Here is a 15,558-nt window from a genome sequence, read left to right on the forward strand (position 1 = left end):
TGAGAACGGGGATAAAATGATGAACCATTCCTCGTACTCACAATTCTTTATGACCTACACCCTATCCTTAATGGCGGGGTGTTTTTTTATGCCCCGCATCACAAATGTGAAAGGAGCAGGATCGATGAAAATGTTATTTACGATGAATGAATTGACTATAACTGACATTGAAAAAATATTACATGAGGCCGAAGGATTTGCCAACGGATCTGGCTGGAATCCTAAACAGCAGACCACTGTTGCCAATCTGTTCTTTGAACCAAGCACACGAACAAAATCAAGCTTTGAAATGGCTGAAAGAAAACTGGGCCTTGAGGTCATTCCTTTTGATGCGGGTACATCATCCGTGTTAAAGGGGGAAACCTTATATGACACTGTTAAAACGTTCGAAGCAATAGGCGTCAATGCCTTGGTCATCCGTCATGAGCAGGATAATTATTTTGACGAGTTGAAAGAGAAAATCGGTATTCCGATAATCAATGCAGGGGATGGATGCGGAAATCATCCAACCCAGTCATTACTGGACTTATTGACGATAAAACAAGAGTTTAAAAGTTTCGAAGGTCTGAAGATTGCGATAATTGGGGATGTAAGGCATAGTCGGGTTGCAAAATCGAATGCAGAAGCATTGACTCGTTTAGGAGCGAATGTCGTATTTTCAGGTCCGCCTGAATGGTTTGACAGAACAAACAGTTTAGGAAGATATGAAGACATCGATCAAGCGATGGCGACATCGGATGTAGTCATGCTGCTCAGAATACAGCATGAAAGGCATATTGAAAAATACGACCAGGCAAATGGAGACTATCTGGAGAATTTTGGTCTGACCAAACAACGTGAAAAAAATATGAAACCGGGTGCGATCATCATGCATCCTGCACCAATAAACCGCGGTGTGGAAATAGACAGTGAATTAGTCGAATGCAGCCGCTCAAGAATTTTCAAACAAATGGAAAATGGCGTGTTTATAAGAATGGCCGTATTAAAAAATGTGCTTGAACAATTCGAAGGGGGAATTAACCATGAAAACTGTAATCAAAAATGGAGTATTGCTAGATAATCAAAATTCATTCAAAAAAGCGGACATTGAAATAGAAGGAAAGGTCATCACAAAAATCGGCGAGAACTTATCAACGGAAAATTGTAAGGTAGTTGACGCAGAAGGGTTACTTATTACATCAGGGTTTGTTGACCTGCATGTCCATTTGCGCGAACCGGGCGGGGAACATAAGGAAACGATCGCAACTGGAACGCTTGCAGCAGCAAGAGGCGGTTTCACTACGGTAGCGGCGATGCCTAATACAAGGCCAGTTCCTGATACAGTGGAAAACCTTGAAGCTCTTAACCGAAAAATTGAAGAAACGGCGCATGTCAGGGTACTCCCTTATGCATCCATAACGATTAGGGAAGCCGGCAAGGAGTTGACCGACTTTTCTTCATTAAAACAAAAGGGTGCTTTCGCCTTTACGGACGATGGCGTAGGAATTCAAGAAGCCGGGATGATGTTTGAAGCGATGAAACGGGCAGCGGCTCAGGATATGGCCATAGTCGCTCATTGTGAAGATAATAGCTTAATCAATAAAGGCTCCGTCCATGAAGGAAGATTCTCAAAGGAACAGGGGATCAATGGAATTCCGTCCGTATGTGAAGCTGTACATATTGCCCGGGATATCCTACTTGCGGAAGCGGCAGACTGCCATTATCACGTTTGCCATATATCCACGAAGGAATCGGTTAGAACGGTGAGGGATGCCAAACGTGCCGGTATTCGTGTCACGGCCGAAGTTACACCGCATCATTTATTATTGTGTGAAGATGATATACCGGGACTTGATACGAATTATAAAATGAACCCGCCATTAAGGGGGCGTGAAGATCGGGACGCGTTGATAGAAGGACTGCTTGACGGAACCATCGATTTTATAGCAACAGACCATGCCCCGCATGCGGCAGATGAAAAAGCGCAGGGAATGCAGCTAGCTCCTTTTGGAATAGTAGGATTGGAGACGGCCTTCCCGTTGCTTTACACCGAATTGGTCAAAAAGGGCGTCATAACATTAAAGCAATTGGTTGATTTCATGACGATCAAACCATCTGAAAGTTTCTCGCTTCCTTATGGAGAGCTAAAGGAAGGTGCTACTGCCGATATAGTGCTCATCGATTTGGAAACGGAAAAAGAAATTGATAATGAAGAGTTTGCTTCAAAAGGGAAAAATACACCTTTTAATGAAAAGAAATGTTATGGCTGGCCAGTCATGACGATTGCAGAAGGAATAACAGCTTGGGAAAAAGGACGTGTTCAAGGATGAAAAGACAACTAATTTTAGAAGACGGTACGGTTTTCCTTGGGGAAGCATTCGGAGGGGACGTAGAAAAAATAGGTGAAGTCGTTTTTAACACAGGAATGACAGGCTACCAGGAGATTCTATCCGATCCATCTTATTGCGGTCAAATCGTTACACTTACGTATCCATTGATCGGGAACTACGGGATAAACCGGGATGACTTTGAATCCATCAATCCAGCGATATCAGGATTCGTCGTTAAGGAAACAGCAGAACTTCCTTCAAATTGGCGAAACCAGTCATCACTTGATGAATATCTTAAAATGAAGAACATACCTGGAATAAGCGGAATCGATACAAGAAAACTTACAAGAATCATCAGGAAATCAGGTGCATTGAAAGGCGCGCTCTGCAATATCAATAAAGATGCCGAAGAGGTTGTTTCCCAGTTGAGAGCAACGGTAATTCCTTCTAATCAAGTGAAACAGGTTTCAACAAAAACACCTTATTCAAGCCCGGGCAGAGGCCCGCGGGTTGTTCTTGTAGATTATGGCATGAAGCATGGGATTTTACGTGAGTTGACGAAGCGCGGCTGTGATGTCGTAGTCGTACCTTATAACGTTACCGCCGAGGAAGTGATGCAATATCACCCAGATGGTGTGATGCTTTCAAACGGTCCTGGAGATCCGAAAAGTGTTCATGAGACGCTTGAAATGATCCGTACAGTCCAAACAAAAGTGCCATTATTCGGCATCTGTTTAGGCCATCAATTATTCGCGCTTGCAAACGGTGGAGATACGGAAAAATTAAAATTCGGCCATCGAGGCTCTAACCATCCGGTTAAAGACCTTCGTACCGGGAAGGTATCCATCACATCTCAAAATCATGGATACACAGTCAAAGAGCTTTCCATTGAAAAGACTGATCTTATTGTGACACATACAGCGTTGAATGACGGTACGATTGAGGGACTGCGCCATAAAGAATATCCAGCTTTCACCGTACAATATCACCCGGAAGCATCACCAGGTCCGGAAGATGCCAACTACTTATTCAACGAATTTTTACAAATGATAGAAACTGCAACTACCAAGGGGGAAAAAACATGCCAAAACGCACTGATATAAAAAGCATCCTAGTAATTGGTTCCGGTCCGATCGTCATCGGACAGGCCGCCGAGTTCGATTATGCAGGAACCCAAGCATGTATAGCCTTAAAAGAAGAAGGTTATCGAGTAATCCTGATTAACTCTAACCCTGCTACAATCATGACAGACAGTGAAATGGCCGATGCGGTTTATATCGAACCGATCACATTGGAATTTGTCAGCAAAATCATTCGTAAAGAGCGTCCAGATGCACTATTACCTACCCTGGGCGGTCAGACTGGATTGAACATGGCCGTCGAACTTGCCGAAGCAGGAATCCTTGAAGAATGCAATGTGCAAATCCTTGGGACGAAACTTTCCGCCATCCAACAAGCGGAAGACCGTGACCTTTTCCGTACCCTAATGAATGATCTTGGTGAACCAGTTCCTGACAGTGACATTATTCATAACTTGGAAGAGGCTTATACATTCGTGGAACGAGTCGGCTATCCGGTCATCGTACGTCCTGCCTTCACACTTGGCGGAACAGGCGGCGGGATTTGTGATAACGAAGAGCAACTGATCGAAATTGTTGAAGGTGGCCTGAAAAGCAGTCCGGTTCACCAATGTCTGCTTGAGAAGAGCATTGCCGGTTTCAAAGAAGTGGAATATGAAGTGATGCGTGATTCCAATGATAATGCAATAGTCGTTTGTAATATGGAAAACTTCGACCCTGTAGGTGTCCATACAGGCGATTCAATAGTTGCTGCACCAAGCCAAACATTAAGTGACAGAGAGTATCAAATGCTTAGAAATACGTCTTTGAAGATTATTCGTGCCTTGAAAATTGAAGGTGGATGTAATGTTCAGCTTGCACTAGATCCAAACAGCTATCAATATTACGTCATTGAAGTGAACCCACGGGTCAGCCGTTCGTCGGCACTTGCATCAAAGGCAACTGGATATCCGATTGCAAAGCTTGCAGCAAAGATAGCCGTCGGTTTGACGCTTGATGAAATGATGAACCCTGTCACAGGCAAAACCTATGCAAGCTTTGAACCGGCACTAGACTATGTCGTTACGAAAATTCCGCGTTGGCCTTTCGATAAGTTCGAGAGCGCCAACCGTAGGCTCGGGACGCAAATGAAAGCGACCGGAGAAGTTATGGCAATCGGCCGTACATTCGAAGAATCCATCTTAAAAGCTGTACGTTCCCTTGAAGCAGGTATATACCATCTTGAATTGAATGATGAGTTTGAGGATGAAAAAATAGAGAAGCGGATCCGAAAAGCGGGAGATGAACGGTTATTCTATATCGGCGAAGCATTAAGACGGGGGAAAACGATCGAAACCATTCACGAATGGAGCCAGATCGATTTATTCTTCTTGCATAAGCTGAAAAAGATAATCGACTTTGAGAAGGAGCTTCAAGAACATTCTTTTGATCGTGAAGTATTACAAAAGGCTAAAGAACTAGGGTTTTCGGATAAAACGATCGCTGAAATTTGGGAAGTTCCCGAAATTGACGTCTATGAGTTCCGGAAACAACAAGGGATCATCCCTGTTTACAAAATGGTCGATACATGTGCTGCGGAATTCGAATCGGAAACACCGTATTTTTATGGGACATACGAAGATGAAAATGAATCCATCGTTACTGAAAAGAAAAGTGTCATTGTCCTGGGGTCTGGCCCAATTCGTATAGGGCAAGGTGTAGAGTTTGATTATGCGACAGTACATTCAGTATGGGCCATCAAAGAAGCGGGATATGAAGCGATCATCATCAACAACAATCCCGAAACAGTTTCGACGGATTTCAGTATCTCCGACAAACTTTACTTCGAACCATTGACTCTTGAAGATGTCATGCATGTCATCGATTTGGAAAAACCAGAAGGGGTCATTGTCCAGTTTGGTGGACAGACGGCGATCAACCTTGCAGATGGTCTTGTTGAAAGAGGAGTGAAGATCCTTGGTACTTCACTTGAAGACCTGGATAGGGCGGAAAATCGTAATAAATTCGAAAAGGCACTTAAAGATTTAGACATTCCGCAGCCGAAGGGTAAAACCGCAACATCGGTTGATGAAGCAATCGTCATTGCTGAAGACATTGGTTACCCAGTATTAGTAAGACCATCGTATGTACTCGGAGGAAGAGCGATGGAAATCGTCTATAAACAAGAAGAATTGCTGCATTACATGAAAAATGCTGTGAAGATAAATCCAGATCATCCTGTGCTGATAGACCGCTACTTAACAGGTAAAGAAGTCGAAGTCGATGGTATTTCCGATGGCGAGACGGTTGTAATCCCAGGAATAATGGAGCATATCGAACGTGCTGGCGTCCATTCCGGTGATTCGATTGCAGTCTATCCGCCTCAAAATCTAACGGAAAAACAAAAAGAAGTAATCATAGACTATACGACCAGATTGGCAAAAGGCTTGAATATAATTGGTCTCCTGAACATTCAATATGTCATCAGCAATGAAGAAGTGTATGTCATTGAAGTAAATCCGCGTTCGAGCCGAACCGTTCCATTCTTAAGTAAAATTACGAATGTGCCGATGGCTAACTTAGCCACTAAGGTCATCTTGGGCCACTCACTTAAAAGCCAGGGGTATGAATCCGGATTAGTGCCAGAACAAACTGGGGTCTATGTAAAAGTGCCGGTATTCTCTTTTGCAAAATTAAGAGGTGTGGACATTTCACTCGGACCTGAAATGAAATCGACTGGTGAAGTAATGGGAAAAGATAGCACACTTGAAAAGGCTTTATATAAAGGACTGGTCGCTTCCGGCTTTAAGATTGAGGGGCATGGTTCGGTATTATTGACGATATCTGATAAAGATAAGCAAGAAGCGCTTCTTTTAGCAAAACGCTTCCATAATATCGGTTTCAAGCTGATAGCCACCAGCGGAACTGCTGCCTTATTGGAGCAATCCGGCATACCGACTGCGATTGTCGGTAAAATTGGCGAAGAAGGCACAAACCTCTTGGATGTTATCCGAAACGGGGAAGCACAATTCGTCATAAACACTTTGACCAAAGGGAAGCAGCCGGAACGCGATGGTTTCAGAATCCGACGTGAATCGGTTGAGAATGGAGTGACATGCCTTACATCCCTCGATACGGCAGAAGCCATTTTAAGAGTGATAGAATCCATGACCTTCTCGGCAGAGGCAATGGGAAAAACGGAAAAAAGTCGTGAGGTGAGCTATATATGATCAAGAAGGAAAGAATGAAGGTCTTAACTCATAAAGAACTGGCCCCATCCATCTTTGAACTTACTCTGCAAGGAGAATTGGTTACAGAGATGAAACAACCAGGTCAGTTTGTCCAAGTCAAGACAACAGAAGGCACAGAGCCATTGTTAAGACGCCCGATTTCAATTTCTTCTTACAACAGCAGTGAAAAACAGTTCACGATGATATACCGGGCTGAAGGGAAAGGAACGACGCTGTTATCACAGCGTAAAGAGGCGGAAGCGGTCGATATTCTTGGACCCCTTGGCAACGGATTTCCCGTTCATGAGGCCAAAAAGGGAGAAACGGCATTATTGGTTGGCGGCGGGATTGGTGTCCCGCCCCTGTATCAATTATCAAAGATGTTGGTTGCAAATGGTGTCAGGGTGATCCATGTATTGGGCTTCCAGACCAAGTCAGCCATCTTTTACGAGGAAGAGTTTAGTGAATTAGGTGATACCCATATTGCCACAGTGGATGGTTCATATGGGACAAAAGGATTTGTTACGACTGTGATTGACAACCTGGAACAGGAGTTTGCAACGATCTTTTCATGCGGGCCTACACCAATGCTAAAAGCATTGGAAGCGGGCTATCGGGATAAAAAGCTTTACCTGTCCCTCGAGGAAAGGATGGGTTGCGGCATCGGTGCATGCTTTGCCTGTGTATGTCATACAGGGGATGATCCAACTGGTTTCAGTTACAAAAAGGTATGCAGCGATGGACCTGTATTCCGGGCAGGAGAGGTGATATTATGAGCAGGCTTTCAGTTGAGTTACCAGGATTACACTTAAAAAATCCGGTCATGCCAGCATCTGGCTGCTTTGGGTTCGGCCGTGAATACAGTCAATTTTTTGACTTGGATATTCTTGGGGCGATAATGATTAAAGCGACCACTCCTGAGCCGAGGTTCGGTAACCCGACTCCGCGTGTTGCGGAAACCTCTTCGGGAATGCTGAACGCCATCGGTCTGCAGAATCCAGGTTTAGAAAAAGTCATCAGTGAAGAACTGGCTTGGTTAGGTGGATATGATGTCCCTATCATCGCTAACGTTGCGGGTTCACAAATAACTGACTATGTAAAGGTTGCCAGTGACATAAGTAAGGTAGGGAATGTAAAGGCCCTCGAATTAAATATCTCTTGTCCAAATGTAAAAGAAGGTGGTATAGCTTTTGGTACGGTTCCAGAAGTTGCAAAAGAGGTAACCAAGGCAGTCAAGGAAGTCTCCTCGGTGCCTGTATATGTGAAGCTTTCTCCAAATGTCAGTAATATTGTGGAAATGGCCAAAGCTGTAGAAGAAGGCGGGGCCGACGGGTTGACAATGATTAACACATTAGTCGGCATGCGTTTGGATTTAAAAACTGGCAGGCCGATTCTTTCGAACAGAACGGGTGGGTTATCTGGTCCTGCAATAAAACCTGTTGCGCTCCGGATGATTTATGAGGTGAGCCAGCAAGTGTCGATTCCAATAATCGGAATGGGCGGAATCGCTACAGCAGAAGATGTCATTGAATTTTTCTATGCAGGTGCCAGTGCTGTTGCGGTGGGAACCGCCAACTTCGTGGATCCTTTTGTATGCCCGACCATCATCGAAGAATTACCGAAATTGTTGGATGAGCTTGGGTTTGCCCATATTTCAGAATGTACCGGAAGGAGCTGGAAGCAGAATGAAGCAGTCACTAATTATCGCCCTTGATTTCCCTGACCTCATTCAAACGGAAAGATTCCTGAGTCAGTTTCCCACGGAAAAACTCGCTGTAAAAGTGGGGATGGAATTATTTTATCAGAATGGACCAGCAATTATTTCTTTCGTAAAAGAGCAAGGCCACGATGTGTTTTTGGACTTGAAACTTCATGATATTCCGAATACGGTCAAAATGGCCATGACAGGTTTGGCAACTTTAGGTGCTGACATGGTCAATGTACATGCGGCGGGTGGTCAGAAAATGATGGAAGCAGCTATGGAGGGTCTGGATAAAGGAACGTCAGCTGGAAAAAAACGTCCTTTATGCATAGGGGTTACCCAACTGACAAGCACGTCACAAGAACAAATGAACGTTGAGCAAAACATTGAAGGGTCTTTGGAGGACTCGGTCCTCCATTATGCAAAACTTACTCAACAGGCAGGATTGGATGGCGTTGTCTGTTCCACTCATGAAGTAAAGAACATACATGAACGCATCGGACTTGAATTCTTAACAGTCACACCTGGAATCCGAAGTGCAGGTGGACAGACGCATGATCAAAAGAGAATTGCCACACCTGAACAGGCAAGGGATTTTGGAGCGGATGCCATCGTTGTCGGAAGAGCTATAACAGGAGCAAAAGATCCATTAAGGGCCTATTTGGATATGAAAGCAGCTTGGGAGGGAATATCATGTTAAATCAAAAGATAGCTGAACATTTATTGGAAATAAAAGCAGTGTACCTACAGCCGAATGACCCCTTCACTTGGGCATCTGGAATTCAATCACCCATTTATTGCGACAACCGCTTGACCCTTTCGTACCCAGAGGTCCGGAAGGAAATAGCGGAAGGGTTGAAAGGATTGATTGAACAGCATTTCCCTGAGGCTGAACTGATCGCAGGCACAGCAACTGCCGGTATTCCGCATGCAGCTTGGGTAAGTGAAAAATTAAATGCACCGATGTGCTATGTTCGCTCCAAAGCTAAGGAGCACGGAAAGGGCAATCAAATCGAAGGCAAAGCTATGCCAGGACAAAAAGTTGTAGTTGTGGAAGACTTGATTTCAACCGGAGGCAGTGTAATTACTGCTGTTAACGCACTTAAAGAAGCTGGCTGTGAGGTTCTTGGAGTCGTTTCAATTTTTACTTACGAGTTGGAAAAGGGAAAAGAAAAATTCAATGCTGAGGGCATCACTAACCATTCGTTGAGTGACTACTCGACTTTGATAAAAGTCGCTAATGAAAAAGGATACATCACAGCAGATGAATTGGAAAAGTTAAAAAAATGGCGGGAGAATCCGGCAGATACCGCTTGGATTTCAGCATGAAAATAGAGGTGGCCCAATCACGCAGGATTGGGTCACCTCTATTTTTTTACCATTTAATCCTTTACTGCTTCCTTTAAGTGAATGACGATATCGGCATCTGGAGTAATATATACGGTTTGCTGCTGATCATAGATCACGAAACCAGGCTTTGAGCCATTCGGTTTCTTTACATGGCGAACTTGTGTAAAGTCAACGGGCACTGAGCTCGAAAGTCTAGCTTTACTGAAGAAAGCTGCTAATACGGCTGCCTCTTTAATCGTTTTTTCACTTGGTGATTCATTTCGAATCACTACATGTGAGCCAGGGATATCTTTGGTGTGAAGCCAAATCTCATCACGGCGTGCGAACTTATTCGTTAGGTAATCATTTTGTTTATTATTTTTTCCGACAAAAATGAGATCTCCATCGGTAGCATAATATGTTTCAAGCTGAGGTTTTGCATTGGCTGGCTTTTTCATGCCTTTTTTCTTTTTCTGCCGGATGTAGCCCTCTTCCTGAAGTTCTTCGCGAATCTCCTCTATATCTTTTGGGGAAGCTGATTGGAGCTGCTGATGCAAGGCATCAAAGTAGGCCAATTCCAATTTTGTTTTTTCGATTTGCTCTTGAACGACACCGACTGCATTTTTGGATTTTTGGTATCTCGAGAAGTACTTTTGTGCATTATCGGATGGATTTTTTAATGGGTCAAGCGGAATGATGACCGTACTTTGTTCTTCATCATAATAATTGACGACTTCAATTTCCTTCATGCCTTTTTTCATTTGATATAGATTAGCTGTAAGCAGCTCACCGAACAACTGATACTGTTCCCCGCGTTCCGTATCTTTTAATGTTCGTTCAAGCTTCACAATTTTTTTTGAGTTCTTTTCCATTTCATTAGTAATGAAACGTTCTACATCCTGGCTCTTTTGCTTAACCCGATCACGTTCTGCCTTTCCGAAATAATAACGGTCGAGCATCTCGCTTAATGAAGAAAAAGTACGCTGTTTTCCTGTCAAATGCTCTAGTGAAAGCATATAAAAAACTTCTTTATTGCCATCTTGTTTGATCGTCGCGGCATAGTTATGTTCCGAGATTTCTTGGATAAGCCTTGAAAAAGCTGATGGAAGGGTGGTGCTGTTGGCCAATCCAGCTCGGTAAACGGCTTCCTTTGCAGCTAAAGGTGAAATTCCTGAAAAATGGGCAACAAGCTGTTTATCTAGTTTTCCTGCATTAAAGTCAATATTCTTCCTGATATCGTCCTCAGTAGCATTGAAGGGATTATCCTTTTCCTGTGCGGGTGGCGCCTTATATTCCTGGCCGGGCAATATCGCCCGATAGCTGTTCACTGCATAGGAAACATGCTTAATGCTGTCTAAAATCATATTCCGTTCTTTATCGACTAAAACAATGTTGCTGTGACGCCCCATGATTTCAATGATTAACTGCTTTTGAGAAACATCTCCAAGCTCATTGCGGCCTTTCACCTCAAAGATGATCATCCTATCAAGTTCATATTGATAAATATCTTCTATCGTATAGCCCTCGAGATGCTTCCTAAGAAGCATACAGAACATGGGTGCTTCTTTAGGATTTTCATAACTTTCTTCGGTCAATTGCACCCTTGAATAACTTGGGTGGGCTGATAATAAGAGTTTATGGTTCTTACCTCCAGCACGAACAACCAGTATTACTTCATTTTTATAAGGCTGATGTACCTTATTGATTCGTCCACCTTTTAATATAGAAGCGATTTCTTCCGTCATCGCTTTCGTAAATAATCCATCAAATGACATTCTATTTTTACTTCCTTTACATAAGATTTTCTATGCTACTAAATTCTGCACGGCGTTATCGATGTATCAGAATCAGCCCATTTTAGCTGAATTCACAAATTTAGTTGAACTGGGTGAAAAGCTGGGGTTGCAGTTCAGGAATATTGAATGGATGTGATTTTAATAGATTCGTGATATTACAAAGTTTGTCCATTCATTATATTATCCGGATCGTTCTTCTTTCCGCAATTCTGTTTAATTATAGCATTATTTTGGACGAGTCTGAATAATCATGGAAGAAGAGCAGGTTGTTTTATGTATCGGTAAGCGGGCAGGTGTTGTTGGATGAGTAAAGCGAGAGCGCCTGTTGAGATGGATACAGGAGCCTATTTCATTCTATTCAAAGGGATGTGTGATACTTGATGGAGTTCAGGAAAATGAATAATCAAGAAATGGAGAAAGCGCTTCAAACAAACGTTACACACGGTTTGGACGATGATGAAGTAAAGGACAGGCTGCGAAAGAATGGCTTTAATGAATTGAAGGAAGGTGAAAAGCAGTCAGCCATTCTGTTATTTTTCGCACAATTCAAGGATTTCATGGTCATAGTTTTACTTGCCGCGACCTTAGTCTCCGGGATTTTGGGCGAATATATCGATGCGATTGCCATCATGGCGATTGTTTTTTTGAATGGATTACTTGGTTTTTTTCAAGAACGGAAGGCTGAAAAATCCCTGGATGCCCTAAAGGAAATGGCAGCGCCGCAAGTCAACGTACTTCGTGATGGACACTGGCTGAAAGTCCCTTCGAGAGAAGTTGTTGTGGGGGATATTCTGAAGTTTTCGAGCGGAGACCGAATTGGTGCCGATTTACGGATTGTCGACCATTCAAGCCTTGAAATTGAAGAGTCTGCCCTTACTGGTGAGTCACTCCCGGCTGTTAAATGTTCTGATCCATTGATGAATGAAGTCGAAGATATCGGTGATCAGGAAAATATGGCTTTTATGGGAACGATGGTTACAAGAGGGAATGGGGTTGGAATCGTAATCGCTACAGGAATGAATACGGCGATGGGAAAGATTGCGAATCTCCTGCAGACTGCAGAAACAAAAGAAACACCTCTTCAAAGGCGATTGGAGCAGTTAGGGAAAATTTTGATCGTCACGGCTTTAATATTAACCGTGATCGTGGTGCTGACTGGCGTCATTCAAGGGCATGACCTCTATACGATGTTTTTAGCCGGGGTATCTTTGGCTGTTGCGGCGATTCCCGAAGGCTTGCCAGCCATTGTGACTGTAGCCTTGTCTTTGGGCGTTCAACGTATGATCAAACAAAAAGCGATTGTCCGCAAGCTTCCTGCAGTAGAAACGCTTGGCTGTGCAACGGTGATTTGCTCAGATAAGACAGGTACACTGACGCAAAACAAAATGACGGTGACGAAGGTTTGGAGTGAGGGAAAAACTTGGGATGTCGGCGGGACTGGTTATAATCCTGTCGGAGAGTTTTCTTTAGAGGGAGTTTCAGTTGCTCCGAAAAACCAAAATGCCTTGCTTCAAATAATTACATTCGGCATGCTCTGTAACAAAGCTGAGTTAAATGAGAATGGCGATCGATATATATTAGACGGTGATCCGACAGAAGGGGCGATGTTGGTCGCGGCAATGAAAGCGGGTTTGACAAGGGAACACTTATCTAAGAGGTTTACGGTAGTCAAGGAGTTTCCATTCGACTCGAGCCGCAAAATGATGAGTGTCATAGTGAAGGATGATAAAGATAATCATTTCGTCATCGTAAAAGGGGCCCCAGATGTATTGATCGCCCAGAGTGACACGATTCTATGGGGAGGAAAGTCGGAAATATTGAATCGCGAGAGTAAGGAAAGGGTGCAACAGGACATGAATGAGCTTGCTTCACAGGCACTTCGAATGATTGCTGTTGGTTATAAACCCCTTCCAAAAGGAACGATTTTGCTTCATGAAGCAGAAGCTGAGCGCAATTTGACCTTTATGGGACTGCAGGGCATGATTGATCCCCCTCGCCCAGAAGTGAAGCAGGCAGTTAAGGAATGCAGGGATGCTGGGATTAAAACAGTCATGATTACTGGTGATCATGTAATAACCGCAAGGGCAATAGCTAAAGAACTTGGTATTTTAAAAGGAAAAGACCGTGTACTTGAAGGACGGCAATTGGCTGATATGGAAGTCGGGGAACTTGAGGAAGTTGTTGAAAGTGTGTCGGTATTTGCCCGCGTTTCCCCAGAACATAAATTGAAAATCGTAAAAGCCTTGCAAAATAAAGGACATGTCGTCGCAATGACAGGGGATGGTGTTAATGATGCACCTGCGATAAAATCAGCGGATATTGGTATATCAATGGGTATAACGGGGACTGATGTCGCTAAGGAAGCATCTTCCTTGATATTGGTTGATGATAATTTTGCCACCATTAAATCGGCCATCAAAGAAGGCAGAAATATTTATGAAAACATCAGGAAGTTCATCCGTTATTTGCTTGCTTCCAATGTTGGGGAGATTTTGGTCATGTTTTTTGCGATGCTATGTGCCTTGCCATTACCTTTGATACCAATCCAGATTTTATTCGTGAACCTTGTTACGGACGGACTGCCTGCGATGGCGTTGGGCCTGGATTCCCCAGAAGAAGATGTTATGAAAAGAAAACCAAGAAATGCAAACGAAGGTGTTTTCGGACGAGGGCTTGGCTGGAAGATCATCTCACGCGGCTTTCTGATTGGAATTTCTACATTGATAGCATTTTATGTGGTTTATCGTACGAATCCGGGTAACCTTGCTTATGCACAAACAATCGCGTTCGCAACACTGGTACTAGCTCAGCTAATACATGTTTTCGATTGCCGAAGTGAAAGTTCGATCTTCTCGAGAAATCCATTCGGTAATCTTTATCTAGTGGGAGCAGTACTGTCCTCCCTGTTATTAATGCTAGCAGTCATGTATATGAAGCCTTTGCAAACCATCTTCCATACTGTACCGATTTCGGGAAGGGATTGGCTATTGGTAATAGGAATGGCATCCATCCCAACTTTTTTACTGGCTGGAACCTTTTTAGCAAGAAAAGCACAATGAAATATGATATAATCATTAAGGTGGTAGAGTTTTGCTCTATTGCCTTTTTATTTTTGTAGTATTTTATTTGTAAGCTAAAGTTTTCATGCTGTAGCTAATATATAATGAATGTAAACGCGAAATTACTACATTATGCTTGATAGGATGTGGAACCCATGGTTACCAGTATGACGGGCTATGGAAGAGAGGAAGCGGAAAACGAACAGGTCAAGGTTTTTGTCGAGATTAAGACGGTGAACCATCGTTTTTGTGAATATACGATTCGAATGCCGCGCCAGCTTTTGGTTTTGGAAGAAAAGGTGAAGAAAACGGCGAATCAATACATAAGAAGAGGACGAGTGGAAATCTTCATTACGGTGGAAGGTGAGAGCCTGGTTGCCAAAAAGGTGAAGATCGATTGGGATCTTGCTGATCAGTATGTGGGATTGATGGATGAAGCCAAGGGAAAATACAATCTGGAAAGTTCCATTACCTTACAGGATTTGCTGCAACTTGAATCGATTTTCATAACGGAAGAAGTACCTGCAGTTCCTGCCGATTTGGAAGCCTTGTTATTGAAGGCTGTCATGGAAGCATTGGAAAATCTGAAAAAAATGCGGATTCTGGAAGGCCAGGAACTGGCCCTGGACATGAAATACCAGCTTGAAAAGTTTGGTGAGATTGTTGTAGGGCTCAAAAACTATGCACCTTCAGTCGTCGAGAAATATAAAGCCCGGTTGGAAATCAAACTAGCTGAGTTGACAGAAGGATTGATTGAAGATAGCCGTATTGTGACAGAAGCGGCCATTTTTGCTGATAAGTGTGATATAAATGAAGAACTGACCAGGCTCGAAAGCCATGTACAGCAATTTTCAAGGACGCTTATCCATAGTGAACCAATTGGAAGAAAACTCGACTTCCTTGTCCAGGAAATGAATAGGGAAGTCAATACGATTGGATCAAAGGCAAATGACTCGGCCATTACCAAAGATGTGGTTGAAATGAAAAGTCTGCTTGAAAAATTAAAAGAACAGGTTCAAAATATCGAGTAGTCGGTTTATGATGAACCTAACAGGGTGACAATAGAATATGAATG

11 protein-coding genes are annotated in these 15,558 nt (G+C 43.3%); 10 read left to right on the forward strand and 1 reads right to left on the reverse strand.

Going from position 1 to position 15,558, the window contains the following annotated elements:
- The first annotated feature begins 124 nt into the window (after window positions 1-124).
- The 8 genes from ACQKKK_RS14365 to pyrE are packed head-to-tail and all read left to right on the forward strand — an operon-like array spanning window position 125 to window position 9,628.
- Window positions 125-1,060 (forward strand): aspartate carbamoyltransferase catalytic subunit, encoded by a 936-nt coding sequence (locus ACQKKK_RS14365; RefSeq protein WP_427616812.1) that lies wholly within the window; start codon window positions 125-127, stop codon window positions 1,058-1,060.
- The gene (locus ACQKKK_RS14370; RefSeq protein ID WP_427616813.1) at window positions 1,023-2,309 is read left to right on the forward strand and encodes a dihydroorotase; all 1,287 of its coding nucleotides are present in this window, start codon (window positions 1,023-1,025) and stop codon (window positions 2,307-2,309) included. The genes ACQKKK_RS14365 and ACQKKK_RS14370 overlap by 38 nt, the downstream gene beginning before the upstream one ends.
- Window positions 2,306-3,412 (forward strand): carbamoyl phosphate synthase small subunit, encoded by a 1,107-nt coding sequence (locus tag ACQKKK_RS14375; protein ID WP_427616814.1) that lies wholly within the window; start codon window positions 2,306-2,308, stop codon window positions 3,410-3,412. The genes ACQKKK_RS14370 and ACQKKK_RS14375 overlap by 4 nt, the downstream gene beginning before the upstream one ends.
- Window positions 3,391-6,597, forward strand: coding sequence for a carbamoyl-phosphate synthase large subunit (gene carB / locus ACQKKK_RS14380; protein ID WP_427616815.1), 3,207 nt, complete (start codon window positions 3,391-3,393; stop codon window positions 6,595-6,597). Before ACQKKK_RS14375 ends, carB begins: the two co-directional genes overlap by 22 nt.
- Entirely contained in the window at window positions 6,594-7,373 is a 780-nt protein-coding gene (locus tag ACQKKK_RS14385; RefSeq protein WP_427616816.1) for a dihydroorotate dehydrogenase electron transfer subunit, read from the forward strand. The genes carB and ACQKKK_RS14385 overlap by 4 nt, the downstream gene beginning before the upstream one ends.
- Window positions 7,370-8,311: a dihydroorotate dehydrogenase gene (locus ACQKKK_RS14390; RefSeq protein ID WP_427616817.1), complete on the forward strand. Its 942-nt coding sequence runs from the start codon at window positions 7,370-7,372 to the stop codon at window positions 8,309-8,311. Before ACQKKK_RS14385 ends, ACQKKK_RS14390 begins: the two co-directional genes overlap by 4 nt.
- On the forward strand, window positions 8,283-8,999 hold the full coding sequence (gene pyrF, locus ACQKKK_RS14395; protein WP_427616818.1) for an orotidine-5'-phosphate decarboxylase: 717 nt from the start codon (window positions 8,283-8,285) through the stop codon (window positions 8,997-8,999). The genes ACQKKK_RS14390 and pyrF overlap by 29 nt, the downstream gene beginning before the upstream one ends.
- Window positions 8,993-9,628 carry an orotate phosphoribosyltransferase gene (gene pyrE, locus ACQKKK_RS14400; RefSeq protein ID WP_427616819.1) on the forward strand — a complete coding sequence of 212 codons (636 nt, stop codon included), beginning with the start codon at window positions 8,993-8,995 and terminating at the stop codon, window positions 9,626-9,628. Before pyrF ends, pyrE begins: the two co-directional genes overlap by 7 nt.
- Window positions 9,629-9,681: 53 nt before the next feature.
- Here the strand turns inward: pyrE and ACQKKK_RS14405 are convergent, their stop codons facing one another.
- On the reverse strand, window positions 9,682-11,403 hold the full coding sequence (locus tag ACQKKK_RS14405; RefSeq protein ID WP_427616820.1) for an Rqc2 family fibronectin-binding protein: 1,722 nt from the start codon (window positions 11,401-11,403) through the stop codon (window positions 9,682-9,684).
- A 401-nt stretch (window positions 11,404-11,804) separates the two neighbouring features.
- Between ACQKKK_RS14405 and ACQKKK_RS14410 the strand changes: the two genes are divergently transcribed.
- Together ACQKKK_RS14410 and ACQKKK_RS14415 are read left to right on the forward strand one after the other, a co-directional pair.
- Complete coding sequence (locus tag ACQKKK_RS14410; RefSeq protein WP_427617057.1) at window positions 11,805-14,483, forward strand: calcium-translocating P-type ATPase, SERCA-type; 2,679 nt, start codon at window positions 11,805-11,807, stop codon at window positions 14,481-14,483.
- A 155-nt stretch (window positions 14,484-14,638) separates the two neighbouring features.
- Window positions 14,639-15,514, forward strand: a complete 876-nt coding sequence (locus ACQKKK_RS14415) for a YicC/YloC family endoribonuclease (protein WP_427616821.1) — start codon at window positions 14,639-14,641, stop codon at window positions 15,512-15,514.
- Window positions 15,515-15,558: the final 44 nt, after the last annotated feature.

This window comes from Peribacillus sp. NPDC006672, assembly GCF_050274955.1.
Lineage (GTDB): Bacteria > Bacillota > Bacilli > Bacillales > DSM-1321 > Peribacillus.

Bases quoted from the DNA above. Each gene is read 5' to 3' on its own strand.
- ACQKKK_RS14365 (WP_427616812.1), top strand. From the start codon at position 125: ATGAAAATGTTATTTACGATGAATGAATTGACTATAACTGACATTGAA.
- ACQKKK_RS14370 (WP_427616813.1), top strand. From the start codon at position 1,023: ATGAAAACTGTAATCAAAAATGGAGTATTGCTAGATAATCAAAATTCA.
- ACQKKK_RS14375 (WP_427616814.1), top strand. From the start codon at position 2,306: ATGAAAAGACAACTAATTTTAGAAGACGGTACGGTTTTCCTTGGGGAA.
- carB (WP_427616815.1), top strand. From the start codon at position 3,391: ATGCCAAAACGCACTGATATAAAAAGCATCCTAGTAATTGGTTCCGGT.
- ACQKKK_RS14385 (WP_427616816.1), top strand. From the start codon at position 6,594: ATGATCAAGAAGGAAAGAATGAAGGTCTTAACTCATAAAGAACTGGCC.
- ACQKKK_RS14390 (WP_427616817.1), top strand. From the start codon at position 7,370: ATGAGCAGGCTTTCAGTTGAGTTACCAGGATTACACTTAAAAAATCCG.
- pyrF (WP_427616818.1), top strand. From the start codon at position 8,283: ATGAAGCAGTCACTAATTATCGCCCTTGATTTCCCTGACCTCATTCAA.
- pyrE (WP_427616819.1), top strand. From the start codon at position 8,993: ATGTTAAATCAAAAGATAGCTGAACATTTATTGGAAATAAAAGCAGTG.
- ACQKKK_RS14405 (WP_427616820.1), bottom strand. From the start codon at position 11,403: ATGTCATTTGATGGATTATTTACGAAAGCGATGACGGAAGAAATCGCT.
- ACQKKK_RS14410 (WP_427617057.1), top strand. From the start codon at position 11,805: ATGGAGTTCAGGAAAATGAATAATCAAGAAATGGAGAAAGCGCTTCAA.
- ACQKKK_RS14415 (WP_427616821.1), top strand. From the start codon at position 14,639: ATGGTTACCAGTATGACGGGCTATGGAAGAGAGGAAGCGGAAAACGAA.